At 64.7% G+C, this 16,547-nt stretch carries 14 protein-coding genes and 1 pseudogene; 8 read left to right on the top strand and 7 right to left on the bottom strand.

Annotation, left to right across the window (positions count from 1 at the left end; translation table 11 throughout):
* Window positions 1-22: 22 nt before the first annotated feature.
* The 3 genes from ABIB06_RS05725 to ABIB06_RS05715 all read right to left on the bottom strand — a co-directional run bounded on the left by ABIB06_RS05725 (window position 23) and on the right by ABIB06_RS05715 (window position 2,134).
* On the bottom strand, window positions 23-478 hold the full coding sequence (locus ABIB06_RS05725; RefSeq protein ID WP_247343771.1) for a hypothetical protein: 456 nt from the start codon (window positions 476-478) through the stop codon (window positions 23-25).
* A 91-nt stretch (window positions 479-569) separates the two neighbouring features.
* Complete coding sequence (locus ABIB06_RS05720) at window positions 570-941, bottom strand: ElaB/YgaM/YqjD family protein (RefSeq protein ID WP_247343768.1); 372 nt, start codon at window positions 939-941, stop codon at window positions 570-572.
* Between the two features lie 77 nt (window positions 942-1,018).
* Window positions 1,019-2,134 carry an AI-2E family transporter gene (locus ABIB06_RS05715; RefSeq protein WP_354044718.1) on the bottom strand — a complete coding sequence of 372 codons (1,116 nt, stop codon included), beginning with the start codon at window positions 2,132-2,134 and terminating at the stop codon, window positions 1,019-1,021.
* A 209-nt stretch (window positions 2,135-2,343) separates the two neighbouring features.
* On the opposite strand from ABIB06_RS05715, the gene ABIB06_RS05710 reads away from it, so the two are divergent.
* Window positions 2,344-3,132: a L,D-transpeptidase gene (locus tag ABIB06_RS05710; RefSeq protein ID WP_354044721.1), complete on the top strand. Its 789-nt coding sequence runs from the start codon at window positions 2,344-2,346 to the stop codon at window positions 3,130-3,132.
* Window positions 3,133-3,148: 16 nt separating this feature from the next.
* The gene (locus tag ABIB06_RS05705) at window positions 3,149-3,802 is read left to right on the top strand and encodes a DUF2865 domain-containing protein (protein WP_354044723.1); all 654 of its coding nucleotides are present in this window, start codon (window positions 3,149-3,151) and stop codon (window positions 3,800-3,802) included.
* A gap of 66 nt (window positions 3,803-3,868) precedes the next feature.
* Here ABIB06_RS05705 and ABIB06_RS05700 read toward each other — a convergent pair whose 3' ends face one another.
* Window positions 3,869-5,962, bottom strand: coding sequence for a methyl-accepting chemotaxis protein (locus ABIB06_RS05700; protein WP_354044728.1), 2,094 nt, complete (start codon window positions 5,960-5,962; stop codon window positions 3,869-3,871).
* A 285-nt stretch (window positions 5,963-6,247) separates the two neighbouring features.
* Here ABIB06_RS05700 and ABIB06_RS05695 point away from each other — a divergent pair.
* Window positions 6,248-6,391: pseudogene (locus ABIB06_RS05695) on the top strand (Thivi_2564 family membrane protein); the annotation flags it as partial.
* Window positions 6,392-6,459: 68 nt separating this feature from the next.
* Here ABIB06_RS05695 and ABIB06_RS05690 read toward each other — a convergent pair.
* The 3 genes from ABIB06_RS05690 to cysD all read right to left on the bottom strand — a co-directional run bounded on the left by ABIB06_RS05690 (window position 6,460) and on the right by cysD (window position 11,649).
* A complete protein-coding gene (locus ABIB06_RS05690) occupies window positions 6,460-8,625 on the bottom strand; it encodes a malate synthase G (RefSeq protein ID WP_354068620.1) in 2,166 nt (721 codons plus the stop codon).
* A 293-nt stretch (window positions 8,626-8,918) separates the two neighbouring features.
* Window positions 8,919-10,835: an adenylyl-sulfate kinase gene (gene cysC / locus ABIB06_RS05685; protein ID WP_354044734.1), complete on the bottom strand. Its 1,917-nt coding sequence runs from the start codon at window positions 10,833-10,835 to the stop codon at window positions 8,919-8,921.
* Between the two features lie 19 nt (window positions 10,836-10,854).
* On the bottom strand, window positions 10,855-11,649 hold the full coding sequence (gene cysD / locus ABIB06_RS05680; protein WP_247446358.1) for a sulfate adenylyltransferase subunit CysD: 795 nt from the start codon (window positions 11,647-11,649) through the stop codon (window positions 10,855-10,857).
* A gap of 245 nt (window positions 11,650-11,894) precedes the next feature.
* On the opposite strand from cysD, the gene cysG reads away from it, so the two are divergent.
* Genes cysG through ABIB06_RS05655 form a run of 5 tightly spaced genes read left to right on the top strand, consistent with a single transcriptional unit; the run spans window position 11,895 to window position 16,530 of the window.
* Window positions 11,895-13,319, top strand: coding sequence for a siroheme synthase CysG (gene cysG / locus ABIB06_RS05675; RefSeq protein ID WP_354044737.1), 1,425 nt, complete (start codon window positions 11,895-11,897; stop codon window positions 13,317-13,319).
* The gene (locus tag ABIB06_RS05670) at window positions 13,316-13,633 is read left to right on the top strand and encodes a DUF2849 domain-containing protein (RefSeq protein WP_247343749.1); all 318 of its coding nucleotides are present in this window, start codon (window positions 13,316-13,318) and stop codon (window positions 13,631-13,633) included. The genes cysG and ABIB06_RS05670 overlap by 4 nt, the downstream gene beginning before the upstream one ends.
* An 11-nt stretch (window positions 13,634-13,644) precedes the next feature.
* On the top strand, window positions 13,645-15,300 hold the full coding sequence (locus ABIB06_RS05665; protein WP_247446310.1) for a nitrite/sulfite reductase: 1,656 nt from the start codon (window positions 13,645-13,647) through the stop codon (window positions 15,298-15,300).
* A complete protein-coding gene (locus ABIB06_RS05660; protein ID WP_354044744.1) occupies window positions 15,287-15,802 on the top strand; it encodes a DUF934 domain-containing protein in 516 nt (171 codons plus the stop codon). The genes ABIB06_RS05665 and ABIB06_RS05660 overlap by 14 nt, the downstream gene beginning before the upstream one ends.
* Complete coding sequence (locus ABIB06_RS05655) at window positions 15,799-16,530, top strand: phosphoadenylyl-sulfate reductase (protein WP_354044747.1); 732 nt, start codon at window positions 15,799-15,801, stop codon at window positions 16,528-16,530. Before ABIB06_RS05660 ends, ABIB06_RS05655 begins: the two co-directional genes overlap by 4 nt.
* Window positions 16,531-16,547: the final 17 nt, after the last annotated feature.

Genomic DNA, 16,547 nt, shown 5'->3' with positions numbered 1-16,547 from the left:
ATTTTCTAACCCGCTTGAGCCGTCACTCGGCAGGTTCAGCCGACGTCTCGTCGGGCACGCCGGCGCGGCTCGCCATGATTCCGAGGGCGACGCCGCCGATCGCCAGGATCGGCAACAGCCGCTTGATCCCGATGGCGCGAACGATCTGGAGTCCCGTGGCGAGCAGCATGGGGTCCGCGAGCATGCTCGCGGCCGTCGACTTCGCGGCGCGCTCGGCCGCGATATGGGCTTGCTTGCGCAACTGCCGCTTGTAGGCCCAATAGCTCACTGCAGCAGTCAGGGTCAGCAGAAAGAAAACGCCGGCACCGGCGAGGCAAGCCTGCACCGGACCATATTTTTCCAGCACCGAGATGAATGCCGCCGCGCACAGGAAGCATGTCGTGATGAAGAGCGCGAGCGCCGCGCCCGCCGCCAACGAGGTCAGCCGCACAGTCGTGCCGGTGGATGCGCTGATCCCGTCGATGATGCGCTGAAACATGGCCTTGCTCCTCAAACCCCCACGAGCCGAATCGTCACATGCCGGCACCGACGGCGCCGCAGCGCCGCCATTTCAAAACCCGTTCACGACCTCAGCGGCGCCAGGCGGCACCGATCAGGAAGCCGATGCCGAGCGCGATGCCCACGGTCGCGAGCGGTCGCTGCGTGATCGCGTCTTCCAGCCTCTCCTCGATCGAGCCGTAGGCATCTTGCGCTGCGCCCATCATGGCGCTGCCGCGCTCCGACATGTCGTCGAAGGTCGAATCCACGTTTTCGCGCGCTTGGCGGTAGCCGCGGCGGGCTTGCTTGCCGGCAGAATTGGCAAAGACGTTGAGCGCGTCGGTGATCTGGTCGGTGAGGGCGGCGATATCGTTTTTCACGGCTGCTACATCCTTCTCGAGGCGTTCTGCGGTGGCCTTATCAGTCCAGTCTCTCATCCTGGCTTCGCCGTCGGACGTTGACATCGGGAGCTCCGAACTGTTGGCGGTTGAGATGGGCGGAGAACGTTTCGTCGTGACGGAAGTTCCGTCATCGAAACCTCTCAACCTTGTGGGAGCTGCGGCGAATCCGTCGGCAGCAGATGCTCCTTCAGGACCAGCGCGACGATCAGAAGCGGCGACGACAGGAACGCGCCCATCGGGCCCCACAGCCATGTCCAGAATGCCAGCGCCAGCAGCACGGCGAGCGCATTGAGCTCCAGCCGCCGGCCGATGATGGTTGGTGTGACGAAGTGCCCCTCCAGGAAGGTGAGGCCGCCAAAGGCAAGCGCCGCCATCAGGCCACCTCCAATGGTCGGAAAAGTGACCAGTCCGACCACGACCAGAATGGCGAACATCGCAACCGGCCCGATGATCGGGATAAAGTTGAGGGTGGCCGCGAGGGCTCCGAGGCCGGCGGGATTGGGCATGCCGATGAGCGCGCAGACCATGCCCGCGCCGACGCCGACGCCGATATTGATGACAGTCACGGTCAGAAGATAGTTGCCGAGATGGACCTCGATCTCGTTGAGGATTCGAAGCGTGCGCAGCCGTGCGTCGCGATCGCCGAAGGTCATGATCATCGCGCGGCGCAGGTCGCGCCAGCTCGCGATGAACAGGATAAGGGTGACGAAGAACAGCAGGAATTCGGTGAAGGTTGGCGACAAAAATTCCAGCGTCGGCTGCACCCACTCGAATTTCGGCATCTGGAAGCTGTGCAAGCCGTCCGAGCCGCCGCCGACCATCGTCTGCAGCTCCTGCCACAGCGCCAGCGGCCGGTCGAACACGTGCAGCTTGTCCTTCAATTGCGCGCCGAGTTCGGGCAGGCGCGAGCTCCATTCCATCAGCGGTGAGGCGATCAGCGCGACCATGAAGCCGACCACGGCGGTCACCGCGATCACGATCGACGCGGCCGCGAGCCCGCGCGGCACCTTCCGCTCCTCCAGGAAGGTTGCCGCCGGCGACAGCATCGTGCCGGTGACGAACGCCATCACGACAGGCAGGAAGAACGCCTTTCCGACATAGAGAACGGCGATCACCGCGATCAGCAGCAGCCCCGCAAGCGCGAATGCGACGAATTCGGTGCGCCGGATCACTGGCGGAAGTTCGCCGTGGCGCTCGGGGAGCGGTGTGCCTTCGCTGTTGCCGGGAATTATACGTTCACTGGGAAGGACGCGCACAATACCTCTCCGGCACGGAAGGCTTCGGTCCGCGTGCCCTATGAAATGAGAAACGTACCAACGCGCCACCGGTTCCATCGCCGCTTCGTGAAGAGACGCTCGCTTGACTGTGACTTGGAGGCCGCATCCTGCCGCGGAACTTATAGCGGCTCGACTGCGTTTATCGGATCACCGCATCACCCTGATGCAGGCATCCAACGGGGCAGCACATGACCAAGTTCTCTGCAGTCCGACGCCGCTTTTCGCCGCGCCGCATCGCCGCTTTCGCCTTCACAACCGCTTTGCTGGCAGTGCCGTTCGGCGCCGCGAGCGCGCAGACGCTGGGTTATACGTACCCGCAGGAGCAGGCCTATCCGCAGGATCAGGGTTATTCGCAGGGCTATGCCAGGCCGGGTTATGCGAGTCAGGAGTCGCAGACCTCCGACGAGGATGCCGCATTGCCCGATCGCCTGCGCAAGCAGATCGTCAGTTTCGACCGGAGCGAGCCGGCCGGTACAATCGTCATCGATACCAACAACACCTATCTTTATTATGTGCTCGGCCAGGGCCGCGCCATCCGGTATGGCGTCGGCGTCGGCCGCGAGGGCTTCACCTGGTCGGGCGTGCAGAGCGTCAGCCGCAAAGCGGAATGGCCGGACTGGCACCCGCCGGCGGAGATGATCGCACGCCAGCCCTATCTGCCGCGCTTCGTCGCTGGCGGTCCCGGCAATCCGCTCGGCGCGCGCGCGATGTATCTCGGTTCGAGCGAATACCGCATCCACGGCACCAACGATCCCACCACGATCGGCAAGTTCGTTTCGTCCGGCTGCATCCGCCTGACCAACGAGGACGTCACCGACCTGTTTAGCCGCGTCAATGTCGGCGCCAAGGTCGTGGTGCTGCCGAAGAACGCGCCGCTGATGGCGAGAGGCGGAGATTCCCTGCGCAAGCGCCCGGCACCGACGACGTTGCCTTCAGGCAGGCAGGCGCTGAACATTTCGACGTCGGCCGTGAATTAGAGTTGAGCGAGGTTACATGAAGAGACGTTCGATCGGCAAACTGGCAGGTGGCGCGGCGGCGTTCTTCGCCGTCGCCTCCTTCGGCCTCGCGCTGACGCCGTCGGCGCACGCGGAGGACTTTTTCTCGGCGCTGTTCGGCGGCTTCCGCGGGCGGCCGGCGCCGGAGATCCGCATGCCGTTCCCCGGCGATGACATGCCGCGATACGACGCGCCGCGCCAGCGGGCCTCCTATGGCGGCGGCACGGCCTATTGCGTGCGCGGCTGCGACGGTCGCTATTTCCCGGCGCAGGGAAACGATGCCGAGAGCAAGGCGCAGTCCTGCAAGAGCTTCTGCCCGGCCTCGGAGACTTCGCTGGTCTATGGCGGCAATATCGACGACGCCACGACGGACAAGGGAAAATCCTATTCCGAGCTGCCGAACGCCTTCCGGTACCGCAACGAGATCGTGACGGGCTGCACCTGCAATGGCAAGGATCCGGCCGGGCTCGCTCAGGTCAAGGTCGACGACGATCCCACCTTGCGCAAGGGCGACATCGTCGCGGGCGCGGACGGCCTGGTGGTCGCCAGCCGCAATGCCAACGACCGTCGCGGCGTCGCGATGAACTTCTCTCCGCTGCCGGACTCGGTGCGCGCAAGATTCCGCCAGGTGCCGGTGGTGGCGAAGGAGTAGGGGGAGCTCTTTCCACGTCGTCCTGGCTTTCTCCAGGATGACTGTGAGCGGATAGCGCCCGCAGCCCTACGCCGCCCGGATCTTGCCCAGGAAGTCGCTGACCTGATGACCGAGCTGGCGACTCTGCGTTTCCAGCGTTTCGGAGGCTTGCTTGACGTTCTCGGCGGCCCCGGCTGCGGTATCTGCGTCGGCCTTTACGCCGGAAATATTCTCCGAAACGTTCTTGGTGCCCTGCGCCGCGTATTGCGTGCTGCGGGTGATCTCCTGGGTCGCCGCGCCCTGCTCCTGTACGGCGGCGGCGATGGCGGTAGCGACTTCATTGACCTCGCCGATGATGCCGCCGATCGCCTGGATCGCGTTGATGGCATCGCCGGCGACCTTCTGGATGTCGGCGATCTGCTCCGAAATCTCCTCGGTTGCCTTGGCGGTCTGGCTTGCCAGTGACTTCACCTCGGATGCCACAACCGCAAACCCGCGCCCCGCTTCGCCGGCGCGCGCGGCCTCGATCGTGGCGTTCAGCGCCAGCAGATTGGTCTGTGCCGCGATGGTGTTGATGAGGCCTACGACCTCGCCGATGCGTCCCGCGGATTGTGCTAGCCCCTGAACGGTGCTGTCGGTTTCGCGGGCCTGGTTGACGGCGCGGCTGGCAATGCCTGCGGCGTGTGCGGCCTGCTGGCTGATGTCGTTGATCGATGCAGAAAGCTCCTCGGCGGCGGCAGCGACGCTGTCGACGCTCATCGAGGCGTCGTTGGAGGCCTTGCCGGCGATTTGCACGCGGTCGTTGGTCTGGCGCGACACCGCGGACAGATCGCCCGAGGTCTTGCGCATTTCGCCGGAGGCTTCGCTCAATTCGCCGAGCGTCTTGCGCACCGCGCCCTCGAACTCGCCGACATAGGCCTCGACCGCGCGCTGGCGCGCGGTGGCGCCCACATTGCGCTCGCGCTCGTGCGCCTCGATCTTGAGCTTCTCGTTGGCCTGCTGCTTGAAGGTCTCCAGTGCGCCGGCAAGCGCGCCGATCTCGTCCTGGCGATCGAGATAGCCGCTGTCCACCGCGAGGTCGCCGCCGGCGACCTTCAGCATGGCATCGCGGATGGTGTTGAGCGGAGTGATGACGCGGCGGCTGACCAGCATGATCGCGCCGACGGCAAGCCCCATGGCTAGCGCTAGCAGCGTGAGCTGCACGATCAGGGCGCGCTGCGCGCCACTGCGCTGCTCCAGCGTATGCGTCCTGGCGGCGTCGAGTGCGGCTTCCGCTACCGCGACCGCGCTTGCCATGCGGCCGACCGTGAGCGGGCTCCACTGGTTGGCGGTCATCTCGGGCTTCTCGCTCTTTACCAGCGCGTCCGCAAGGCGGTCGCGCAAGCCCAAATATTGCGGCTCGAAATAGGCGGTCTTGGCAGCAGCCACGGCAGAGGTCAGCGCCGGTGCCAGTTGCATGCCAAACGTCGACAATTCCAGCGCCTTCCACATCGCCGCCGTGCCGCCGACATATTGGGTGTAGTTGTAGCGGCCCTCTGGCGTGATCTTCCCCGCCGCCAGGCCGGTCGAGACGATCAGCGAGGCTTCGCCTGCGGTGTTGCGCAGCAGCCAGGCGTTCTGCTTGATCGACAGCAATTGGTCGATCGTGGCGTCCTGGTGGTTGACAGTGCCGGCTAGCGTGTTCGACAGCCTGTCGAGCACATCGAGCAGGCCTTGGGTCGTCTCCATGTATTCCTTGGTCAGGCCGGCCCGGCGTTGATCCTTGGCCTTGGCGACGTCGTCCCAGAACTGCGTTTGCTCCTCGATCAGCAGCTTGTAGAGGCGAGCCAGCTCCGGCACCATCGTGCCCGATTGCGGAAAGTCGATGCTAGGCAGCAGCTTGAGCGCGCGAGCCATCGCCGGCATCTGCGCATCGCGCAGGCTCCGCAGATATTTCTCGATTTCGGGGTCCATCGACTCGGTCGCATTCAGCAGCCGTGACGTGGTCGACCGGTCGGTGCGCAGATTGTGCATCGCTTTGAACAAATCGGCGGAGGCGTCGGCGATCTGCGAGATGCGGTTGGCGGTCCTGAGGCGATCCCACGACTCGTAGGCAGTAAGCGAGAGCGAGATCACCACACAGACCGACGTGATCGCGATCACCGCCTTCAGCAGCGCGGATACGGTCAGACGATTCAGCATCGAAGTCCCCAATTCCCGTTGCAAAGTTCGTGACGTCGCCCCGGGCAACATCGGAAAAGAGGGGCACGCAAGAATCGGCAATCGCATGCCGTTTGCGGCTCAGGACCCAAACGGTTTCTGCATCTGAAAGGAAAAGGGTAAAGTTTTAGGCAGGCCGGCGGATCGTAGAAGTACGTATTTACTAGAAGTTGCAGAGGGTTGCGGCGATGGAACCGGTGCGGGAGTTGCGCGTTGTGAAACCGTCAGCAACTTTGCCTAAAGGGGGGTCCCAGCGATGCTGGTCGCGTACTCGTCACCTTTCTCGTCGTCATTCTCGTGCTTTACCTCATCAACATGTTGCCGATGGATGGCCGAGCCAAGCAGATCGCGCGCGTTGTCGTCATCATCATCGGTATCGTGTCGCTGCTGAAATATCTCGCAGTGTTCTAGCGGACGGTGCTACCGCAAACAAGAAAGCCCCGGCGCGAGCCGGGGCTTTGGCATGAGACCGATCGGGCTCAGCCGTTGGCCTTGGCCTCGCGGCGGCGGGCGGTGAGAATGTATTCGGTGTAGCCGTTCGGCTGCTCGCGGCCCTTGAAGACGAGGTCGCAGGCGGCCTTGAAGGCTGAGCCGTCGAACGCCGGCGCCATCGGCTTGTAGATGGCATCGCCGGCATTCTGCTTGTCGACCACGACCGCCATGCGCTTGAGTGACTCCATCACCTGCGCTTCGGTGATGACGCCCTGGTGCAGCCAGTTGGCGAGGTGCTGGCTGGAGATGCGCAAGGTGGCGCGGTCTTCCATCAGGCCGACGTCGTGGATGTCGGGCACCTTGGAGCAGCCGACGCCCTGGTCGATCCAGCGCACGACATAGCCCAGAATACCCTGGCAGTTGTTGTCGATCTCCTGCTTGACGTCGTCGGGCGCCCAGTTCGACTTCGACACCGGAATAGTGAGGATGTCGGAGAGTTTTGCGCGCGGGCCGCCCTTGGTGAGCTCCTGCTGGCGCGCGGCGACGTTGACCTGGTGGTAGTGCAGCGCGTGCAGGGTCGCGGCGGTCGGCGAGGGCACCCAGGCGGTGGTGGCACCGGCCTGCGGATGGGCGAGCTTCTGCGCCAGCATGTCCGCCATCTTGTCCGGCGCGGCCCACATGCCCTTGCCGATCTGGGCGTGGCCGGGCAGGCCACAGGTCAGGCCCATATCCACGTTCCAGTCCTCATAGGCCTTGATCCAGGGCTGCGCCTTCATCTCGTTCTTGCGGATCATCGGACCCGCTTCCATCGAGGTGTGGATCTCGTCGCCGGTGCGATCGAGGAAGCCGGTGTTGATGAACATGATGCGCTTGGAGGCGCGCTGGATGCAGGCCTTGAGGTTGACGGTGGTGCGCCGCTCCTCGTCCATGATGCCGACCTTGAGCGTGTTCTCGGGCAGCGACAGCATCTTCTCGACGCGGTCGAAGATCTCGCAGGTCAGCGACACCTCGTCGGGGCCGTGCATCTTCGGCTTGACGATATAGGCAGATCCCGTGCGGCTGTTCTTGACCTTGGAGTTGCCCTTGAGGTCGTGAACGGCAAGAAGCCCGGACACGGCGGCATCGAGCAGGCCTTCGGGAATCTCCTCGCCCTTTTTGTCCACCACCGCGTCGGTGAACATGTGGTGACCGCAATTGCGCATCAGCAGCAGGCTGCGGCCGTGCAGCTTGACCTCGCCCTTGCCATCCGGCGTCTTGTAGCTGCGGTCGGCATTGAGCGAGCGCGTCAGCGTCTTGCCGCCCTTCTCGAAATCGGCCGTCAGCGTGCCGTTCATCAGGCCGAGCGTGTTGCGATAGACCAGCACCTTGTCCTCGGCATCGACCGCGGCGACCGAATCCTCCATGTCGAGGATGGTGGAGACCGCGGACTCCATGATCATATCGGCGACGCCGGCCGGATCGTCCTTGCCGATCGTGCTGCCGCGGTCGATCTTCACCTCGACATGCATGCCGTTGTTGACGAGCAGCACCGCGCTCGGTGCGGCAGCATCGCCCTGGAAGCCCGCGAATTGCGCGGCGTTCTTCAGCGCGGTCGCGTTGCCGCTCTTCAGCTTCACCGCGAGCTGGCCCGCGACGACGCTATAGGCGGTGATGTCGGTGTGGCTGCCGGTCGCCAGCGGCACGGCGGCATCGAGGAACGCTTTTGCTTTCGCGATTACCTTGTCGCCGCGCGCCTTGTTGTAGCCCTTGCCGCTCTCGGAAGGATCGTGCGGGATCGCATCGGTGCCGTAGAAGGCGTCATAGAGCGAGCCCCAGCGCGCATTCGCCGCGTTCAGCGCATAGCGCGCATTGGTCAGGGGCACGACGAGCTGCGGGCCGCAGATCTTGCCGATCTCCTCGTCCACATTGGTCGTCTCGACCTTCTGCGTCACCGGCTCAGGGACGAGATAGCCGATCTCCTTGAGGAAAGCGGTATAGGCATTGAGGTCGAACGCCTTGCCCTTGTTGGCGCGGTGCCAGTCGTCGATCTTGGCCTGCAGCGTGTCGCGCAGCGCCAGCAATGCGCGGTTCTTCGGCCCCAGCTCCTTGATGATGGCGGCGAGCCCGGCCCAGAACGCATCCGGCGCGATTCCCGTCTTCGGGGCCGCTTCCTTGGCGATGAAATCGAACAGGACGGGAGCGATCTTCAATCCGTGGGCGTCGACGCGTTCCATGATGGGCTTTCTCGTTGGAAATCGATGTTTTTGGCTGCTTTTGACCAGACAGCAGCAAAATGCGCCCCAAGGGAGCAGCTTTCGGGGCCTTATTAGCCCCAAAATCGGGGCCGTGAGAAGGCCCCCGACGTCTGTCAAAATGTCAAGGCGCGGTGGGCGGCCCACGCACCGGCGTCATTCCCCGCGAAGGCGGGAATCCAGTACGCCGCGGCCTCTGGCTGAATCACTGCTGTCGGTGGAATACTGGGTCGCCGGGTCAAGCCGGGCGACGACAGCGGAGCAGCAGCCCGGCTTCAAATATTCGCGGCGAGGTCCACGACTTCGTCGAACAGCACGCCGGTCGTCTTCAGCATCTGCTCGATCTCGTCGGCCGCCTCGGCGACCGTCCGCGTCGAGGTGTCGATCACGAGCTCGGCGGCCTGCGGTGTCTCGTAATCGTTGCCGATGCCGGTGAACGACGCGAGCGCGCCGGCGCGGGCCTTCTTGTAGTGGCCCTTGGGATCGCGCTCTTCGCACACGCCGGCCGGGGTCGCGACATGTATCTCGCGGAACGAAGTGTCGGCGATGCGGCGCGCGGTGGCGCGGTCCTCGCGGGCGGGCGAGACCGCGGCGACGATGGCGATGTGGCCGTTGCGCGCGAGATGCGTCGCCACTTCGGCGAGCCGGCGGATGTTCTCGCTGCGATCGGCGGCCGAGAAGCCGAGATCGCTGTTGAGCCCGGCGCGCAGCGTGTCGCCGTCGAGCAGGATCGGCGAGCCGCCATTCGAAAACAGCCGCCGCTCCAGCGCCTTGGCCAGCGTCGATTTGCCGGACGCCGGCAGGCCCGTAAGCCAGACCACGGCGCCGTTGTGCTGATAGCGCGCAGACCGTTCGTCGGGCCGCAGCGCGGATTCCACCGGCACGATGTCCACGGGCAGGGCGCGCTGGCCGGCATCGACCGACAGCACGAGGCCGCCGCCCGCGATGCGCCCAGACACCTCGATCACGATGCGGCCGGTGCGCGGGTTTTCGGTGTAGGGGTCGGTGGCAATCGAATTCGAAAGAGAGATGTCGATCTCGCCGACATGGTTACGGCCGATCGCCTTGTTCTCGACGCTCGACAGTTCGCCCGGATCGACGGCTTTCTCGATCGCGACGACGGTGGCGCGGCTTTCCTTCGGTCCGCAGCGCACCAGGAGCTGGTCGCCCTTGGCCAGCGGCTTGTCGTGCAGCCAGAAGATCCGCGCGCGCAATCGCCGCGTCTCACGCGGGGCGCTGTTGGCATGCGCGATGATATCGCCGCGCTCGACGAACAGCTCGCGGTCGAGCGTGATGCCGACCGATCGGCCCGCACCCTGGCGTCCCGCGACCGGCGTCACCGGCCAGCTCTCGACCGTCTTGATCCTGGCGATCTTGCCGGCCGGCATGATCACGATCTCGTCGCCGGCGATGAGGCTGCCGGATTCGATACGGCCAGCCACAATGCGGCGGTCGTCGAATTTGTAGATCGCCTGCACCGGCAGCCGCAGCGCCAGCGCTTCCAGCGGCCGCGCCGGCTCGAGCCTGTCCAGCGCCTCGACCACGGTCGGGCCCTTGTACCAGCCGATCCGGTCGGTGCGCTCGGCGACGCCGTCGCCGTCGCGGGCGGAAATCGGAATCACGGCCGTGGGCTTCACGCCGAGGCCCAGCAGATGCGCCGAGATCTCGTCGCTGATTTCGTTGAAGCGCTCGGCGGAGAAGTCGACGCGGTCCATCTTGTTGACGACGATCGCGACCTGCTTCACGCCGAGCAGATGCAGGAGGTAGCCGTGCCGCCGGGTCTGGTCACGCACGCCTTCGAGCGCGTCGATGATCAGCACCGCGCCGTCGGCCTGCGAGGCGCCGGTGATCATGTTGCGCAGGAATTCGGCGTGGCCGGGCGCGTCGATCAGCACGATGTCGCGCGAATTGGTGCGGAAGCGGATCTGCGTGGTGTCGATGGTGATGCCCTGGTCGCGCTCGGTCTGGAGCGCATCGAGCAGGAACGACCATTCGAACGGCATGCCGCGCCGCGCGCTGACGGCCTTGAGCATCTCGAGCTTGCCGTCGGGCAGGCTGCCGGTCTCGTGCAGCAGGCGGCCGACCAGCGTCGACTTGCCGTGGTCGACATGGCCGACGATGACGATGCGGACTTGGGGCCGCGTGGTGCCGTTCGGCGTGGCGGGCGAAGCGGGGGTGACGATCATGTTCATACGGCGCTCGCGTCCTTGATCAGAGATAGCCGGCGACACGGAGGCGTTCGAAAGCGTCCTCGGTCTCGTGGTCGAGCGCGCGGCCGGCACGTTCCGGCACCTTGGTCTGCTCGAGCTCGACCAGGATCTCGTCGATGTTCGACGCCGTCGAAGCGACTGGATTGGTGATGTCCTGATCGCCCAGCGAGCGGTAGCGCTTGCCGTTTTGCGAGAGATACAGCGGAATGATCGGGATGTTCTCGCGCTTGGTGTAGGCCCAGATGTCGGACTCGGTCCAATGCAGGATCGGGTGAATGCGCAGATGCGCGCCTTGCGGCGGCGAGGCGTTGAAATGATCCCAGAACTCCGGCGGCTGGTCGCGCACGTCCCAATTGCCCTCCAGACCGCGCGGCGAGAACACGCGCTCCTTGGCGCGCGTCGCCTCCTCGTCGCGTCGGATGCCGGCAATCAGGCCGTCAAAACCGTATTTGCCGAGCGCCATCTTGAGACCCTCGGTCTTGCGCGCGGCGGAACGGGCGGCGGGGGGCAGCGTTGGGTCGACGGCATCGATGGGCGGGCAGGGCTCGACGCGCAGATCCAGCTCCCACTCCTTGCCGTAGTGATCGCGGAAGCGATACATCTCCGGAAACTTCTTGCCGGTGTCGACATGGAGGGCCGGGAACGGCAGGCGGCCGAAGAACGCCTTGCGCGCCAGCCAGATCATGACATTGGAGTCCTTGCCGAGCGACCACAGCAGGGCAATCTTCTTGAGGCGACCGAAGGCTTCGCGGAAGATATAGATACTCTGGGCTTCGAGCTGGTCGAGATGGTCCATGCTCGGGGCAAGGTCAGCAAAAAATTCTTTCGCGGGCGCGCGCACGATGAATGCGGGGCTGCTCAGTCCGTTTGCTGCGGAATCGTCCTTGAGAAGATGCATCTCTGCCACTTTGCGTTTGGAGGCGAAAATTCTATAGTTGCGGTGCGGGAGAGAAGAAAAAATTTTCTCTTTGCTCGCTCGAAACGACACATATATAGAAAATAATTCCAGTCAACCCCGGATGTGGGGGAAGCGAGTATCGCATGCGGTTCTTGCCGGTGTTTCTCGATCTCAAGGCCGGCCCGGTGGTCCTCATCGGCGCGGGTGAGCTTTTGCGCGCCAAGTTGCGCGTGCTCGCCGCTGCCGGTGCGCGCATTCGCGTGCATACGATCGACGGCAATCAGGACTTGGGTTTGAGCCCTGCGGACGCGGTGCGTATCGAAGTTGTGGCCGGCGATCCGCTCGCCGCCGATCTCGCCGGCGTCATCGCCATCGTTTGCGCAGGCGCGGAGGATATCGGTGTGGCGATGTCGGCCCGCGCCAAGGCGCTCGGCCTGCCCGTCAACGTCATGGACGATCTCGAACATTCCAGCTTCATCTTCCCTGCGATCGTCGATCGCGGCGATGTCGTGGTCGCTGTCGGTACCGGCGGAACGTCGCCGGTCGTCGCGCGGCGCGTGCGCGAAAAGATCGAGGCGTTGCTGCCGGCGCGGATCGGCGAGCTTGCCGAGTTCATCGGCGGCTTCCGCAAATCCATCAACGAACGTATTGCCGAGTTTCCGCTGCGCCGCCGCTTCTGGGAGCGCGTCATCGACGGCCCGATCGGCGCCGCCGTTCTGGCCGGCCGCAAGGGCGAGGCTGGAGCGGCGCTGAACAGGATCACCGATCCGTCCGCGTTCGCGCGCGCCGACAAGCCGGAAGGCTCCGTTGCACTGGTCGGCGCCGGACCCGGCGATCCGGATTTGCTCACCATCAAGGCGCTGCGCGCATTGCAGGACGCCGATACCGTCTTCCATGACGAACTGGTTTCGCCCGAAATTCTCGACCGCATCCGCCGCGACACCACGCGCGTGCCGGTCGGCCGCCGCGTCGGCAAGCCCGGCATCGGGCAGGACGCGATCAACAAGCGCATGATCGAGGCCGCGCAATCCGGCCAGCGCGTGGTGCGGCTGAAGGGCGGCGATCCCTTCGTGTTCGGCCGCGGTGGCGAAGAAGTCGAAGCCCTGCGTGCAGCCGGCGTTGCCTATTCGATCATTCCCGGCATCACCGCAGGGCTCGGCGGCGCCGCCGATTTCGAGGTGCCGCTCACCTACCGTCATGAAGCGACCCGCATCACCTTCCTCACCGCGCACAAGGCGCGCGACGCGGAGACGGTGGACTGGTCGACGTTGACCGACGCAAAGATGACCGTCGTGGTCTACATGGGCATGACGGCTGCCCCCGCGATCCGCGCCGGCCTGTTTGCCGCCGGCCGTTCGCCGGAGACGCCGGTCGGCGTGTTCGCCCGCGTCACGCGTCCCGATGCGCAAGGCGCGATCGGCACGCTGCGCGACCTGCCCGAACTGGTGCGGCGGACCAACGGCGGCCCCGCCATTCTCATCATCGGCGATGTGGTCCGGCATGCCGGCTCGCTTCGCCGCCAAACCCCAAAGCAAATCATCTCTGACCTATTGGATGCAGCCGAATGACCTCCCCGCTTGAACAGAAGAAGATCAAAATCGCCGGCCCCTCGGTCGTAACCGCCAACCGTACCTGGGACGGCATCGTCGTTTACCGCACCGCCGCCATGAGCTGGTCCGCGGACCTGTCGGAAGCCGCGATCGTGCGCAACTCCGACGAGGCGAAAGCGTTGCTTGCGGAGTCCGTTGCCGATGATGTCGGCGCGATCGGTCCCTATATCGCACCAGTACAGGTCGGTGCGGACGGCAAGATCGAACCCGGAAATCTGCGCGAACAGATCCGCCGCACCGGCGTGACCATCGGACAGCCGGTACAGGTTTAAGGCGTTTTCTTATGTATGCTTACGATGAAATCGACCGCACGCTCGTCAACGAGCGCGTCTCGGAGTTCCGCGACCAGGTGAAGCGCCGCCTCTCCGGCGAGCTCACCGAGGACGAGTTCAAGATCCTGCGGCTTCAGAACGGCGTCTACCTGCAACTGCACGCCTACATGTTCCGCGTCGCGATCCCCTACGGGACGCTGGCATCGAACCAGTTGCGGGCGCTCGCCCATGTCGCGCGCAAATACGACCGCGGCTACGGCCATTTCACCACGCGGCAGAACATCCAGTTCAACTGGATCAAGCTCGCCGAATTGCCGGATGCGCTGGCTGATCTCGCCGAGGTCGGCATCCATGCGATGCAGACCTCCGGCAACAACATGCGTAACGTCACCTCGGACCAGTGGGCCGGCGTCGCGCCCGGCGAGATCGAAGACCCCCGCATCTGGTCGGAGTTGATCCGCCAGCACACCACGCTGCATCCGGAATTCTCGTTCCTGCCGCGCAAGTTCAAGATCGCAATCACCGCGTCGGACCATGACCGCGCGGCGATCAAGATCCACGATATCGGCCTGCGCCTGATCAAGAACGAGAAGGGCGAGACCGGCTTCGAGGTGCTGGTCGGTGGCGGGCTCGGCCGCACGCCGTTCATCGCCAAGACCATCAAGCACTTCGTGCATGGCCGCGACATCCTCAGCTATATCGAAGCGATCCTGCGCGTCTACAATCAGTACGGCCGCCGCGACAACATCTACAAGGCGCGCATCAAGATCCTGGTGCACGAGCTCGGCATCGAGAAATTCTCGCGCGAGGTCGAGGAAGAGTGGCAGCACATCCGCAACTCCTCGCTCCAGATCGACGACGAGGTGATCGAGGACATCCGCTCGCGCTTCGCCTATCCGTCCTACGAGAAGCTGCCGCACATGCCGGACCAGCTGCGCCAGGCCGCGGCCGATCCTGATTTCGAGGCGTGGCGCAAGAACTCGGTCGCCCCGCACAAGGTCCAGGGCTATTCCATCGTCACGATCTCGCTGAAGCCGATCGGCGCGCCTCCGGGCGATGCCACCGCAGAGCAGATGGATGCACTGGCCGATCTCGCCGACAAATACTCATTCGGTGAGATCCGCGTCGGCCACGAGCAGAACCTTGCTCTGCCGCACGTCGCCAAGCGCGACCTGCCGGCCTTGTGGAAGGCGCTGGACAAGCTCGGGCTGGCGACACCGAACGTCAATCTGATCACCGACATCATCGCCTGCCCGGGGCTCGACTATTGCTCGCTGGCGAATGCGCGCTCGATCCCGATCGCGCAGGAATTGACGCGGCGCTTCGCCAATCACGAGCTCGCCAATCTGATCGGCCGTCTCCACATCAACATCTCCGGCTGCATCAATGCATGCGGCCATCACCATGTCGGCCATATCGGCATTCTCGGCGTCGAGAAGAACGGCGAGGAAGTCTACCAGATCACCATCGGCGGCCGCGCCGACGAGAGCGCCGCACTCGGCAATCTGATCGGTCCTGGCGTCAAGTTCGACGAGGTCGCCGACGTCGTCGAGGACATCGTGGAGGCCTATCTGGCGCTGCGCGAGCGGCCGGAAGAGCTGTTCATGGACACCGTAAAGCGCCTCGGCGTCGAACCCTTCAAGGAGCGCGTTTATGCCACTCGTTAACGGCGGAAAGATCGTCGACGACAGCTTCGTCAAGCTCGCCGTCGACACGCCGCTGCCCGAGGGCGGCGACATCCTGGTGCCGGCCGAGCGCTTCGTCGGCGAGGCGGATGCGTTGCTCAAGCGGACCGGCAAGGTCGGCGTGATCTGGCCGAACAACCGCGACATCGCCGAATTGGTGCCGTATCTCGGCAAGATCGCCGTCGTCGCGCTGGTGTTCCCGACCTTCCGCGACGGACGTGCCTACAGTCAGGCGCGGCTGCTGCGCGAGCGCTACAATTATCGCGGCGACCTGCGTGCCACCGGCCAGATCCTGCGCGACCAGTTCGTGTTCATGCTCCGCGCCGGCTTCGATTCCTTCGACGTCAAGAAGCAGACCGACGCGGAAGCCTTCATGCAGACCGCGAAGCGCTATTCGGTATTCTACCAGCCGACCGGCGACGGCCGGATCACGGCGCTGCACCGGCGCATGCAGCTGCGTCACTCCGAGGGTGTCGGCACGTGAACGCAATCGCGCCTCAGGTTCCGTCGATGTCCGTCTCTGCGCTGTCCTCAGCGGAGGAGCTCGATCATGCCCTACGCGATGCCTCGCCCGCTGAAATCATTGCCGCTGCGCTGAAGACGGTCGGGCGCGAGAAGCTGGCGCTGGTGTCATCCTTCGGCACGGAATCGGCGACGCTGCTGAAAGTCATGGCTGACGTCGATCCGGCGATCCCCGTGATCTTCCTCGATACAGGCTGGTTGTTCGAGGAGACGCTGGCCTATCGCGACACGCTGATCGCGACGCTGGGCCTGACGGACGTCCGCTCGATCAAACCTGCCGAAGAGACGCTGTCGCGCGAAGATCCCGACCGCGACCTCTGGTTCTCGGATCCCGACGCTTGCTGCCGTATCCGCAAGGTCGAGCCGCTGGCGCGTGCGCTGAAACCGTTCGATGCGTGGCTCAACGGCCGCAAGCGCTTCCAGGGCAGCACGCGCGCCGACATTCCGGTGGTCGAGGACGACGGCGCGCGGTTGAAGTTCAATCCCTTCGCCAATGTCTCGCGCGAGGAACTCGAGGCAATTTTCGCCCGCGCCAAATTGCCGCGCCATCCTCTGGCGGAGTCCGGTTTCCTGTCGGTTGGGTGTATGCCTTGCACGAGCAGAACGGCTGAAGGCGAAGACGAACGCGCCGGTCGGTGGCGCGGCCGGGCCAAGACAGAATGCGGCATCCACACGATGAAGATTTCGTAGCACAGTCGCGCTGCCCG

It is taken from the genome of Bradyrhizobium sp. LB8.2 (assembly GCF_040548035.1).
Classification (GTDB): domain Bacteria; phylum Pseudomonadota; class Alphaproteobacteria; order Rhizobiales; family Xanthobacteraceae; genus Bradyrhizobium.
The sequence above is the reverse complement of the archived record's forward strand: the minus strand, read 5'-3'. Positions and strand labels throughout refer to the sequence as shown.

Excerpts from the sequence above, each read along its gene's own strand:
- ABIB06_RS05725 (WP_247343771.1), bottom strand. The coding sequence starts at position 478 with ATGTTTCAGCGCATCATCGACGGGATCAGCGCATCCACCGGCACGACT.
- ABIB06_RS05720 (WP_247343768.1), bottom strand. The coding sequence starts at position 941 with ATGTCAACGTCCGACGGCGAAGCCAGGATGAGAGACTGGACTGATAAG.
- ABIB06_RS05710 (WP_354044721.1), top strand. The coding sequence starts at position 2,344 with ATGACCAAGTTCTCTGCAGTCCGACGCCGCTTTTCGCCGCGCCGCATC.
- ABIB06_RS05705 (WP_354044723.1), top strand. The coding sequence starts at position 3,149 with ATGAAGAGACGTTCGATCGGCAAACTGGCAGGTGGCGCGGCGGCGTTC.
- ABIB06_RS05700 (WP_354044728.1), bottom strand. The coding sequence starts at position 5,962 with ATGCTGAATCGTCTGACCGTATCCGCGCTGCTGAAGGCGGTGATCGCG.
- ABIB06_RS05690 (WP_354068620.1), bottom strand. The coding sequence starts at position 8,625 with ATGGAACGCGTCGACGCCCACGGATTGAAGATCGCTCCCGTCCTGTTC.
- cysC (WP_354044734.1), bottom strand. The coding sequence starts at position 10,835 with ATGAACATGATCGTCACCCCCGCTTCGCCCGCCACGCCGAACGGCACC.
- cysD (WP_247446358.1), bottom strand. The coding sequence starts at position 11,649 with ATGGACCATCTCGACCAGCTCGAAGCCCAGAGTATCTATATCTTCCGC.
- cysG (WP_354044737.1), top strand. The coding sequence starts at position 11,895 with ATGCGGTTCTTGCCGGTGTTTCTCGATCTCAAGGCCGGCCCGGTGGTC.
- ABIB06_RS05670 (WP_247343749.1), top strand. The coding sequence starts at position 13,316 with ATGACCTCCCCGCTTGAACAGAAGAAGATCAAAATCGCCGGCCCCTCG.
- ABIB06_RS05665 (WP_247446310.1), top strand. The coding sequence starts at position 13,645 with ATGTATGCTTACGATGAAATCGACCGCACGCTCGTCAACGAGCGCGTC.
- ABIB06_RS05660 (WP_354044744.1), top strand. The coding sequence starts at position 15,287 with ATGCCACTCGTTAACGGCGGAAAGATCGTCGACGACAGCTTCGTCAAG.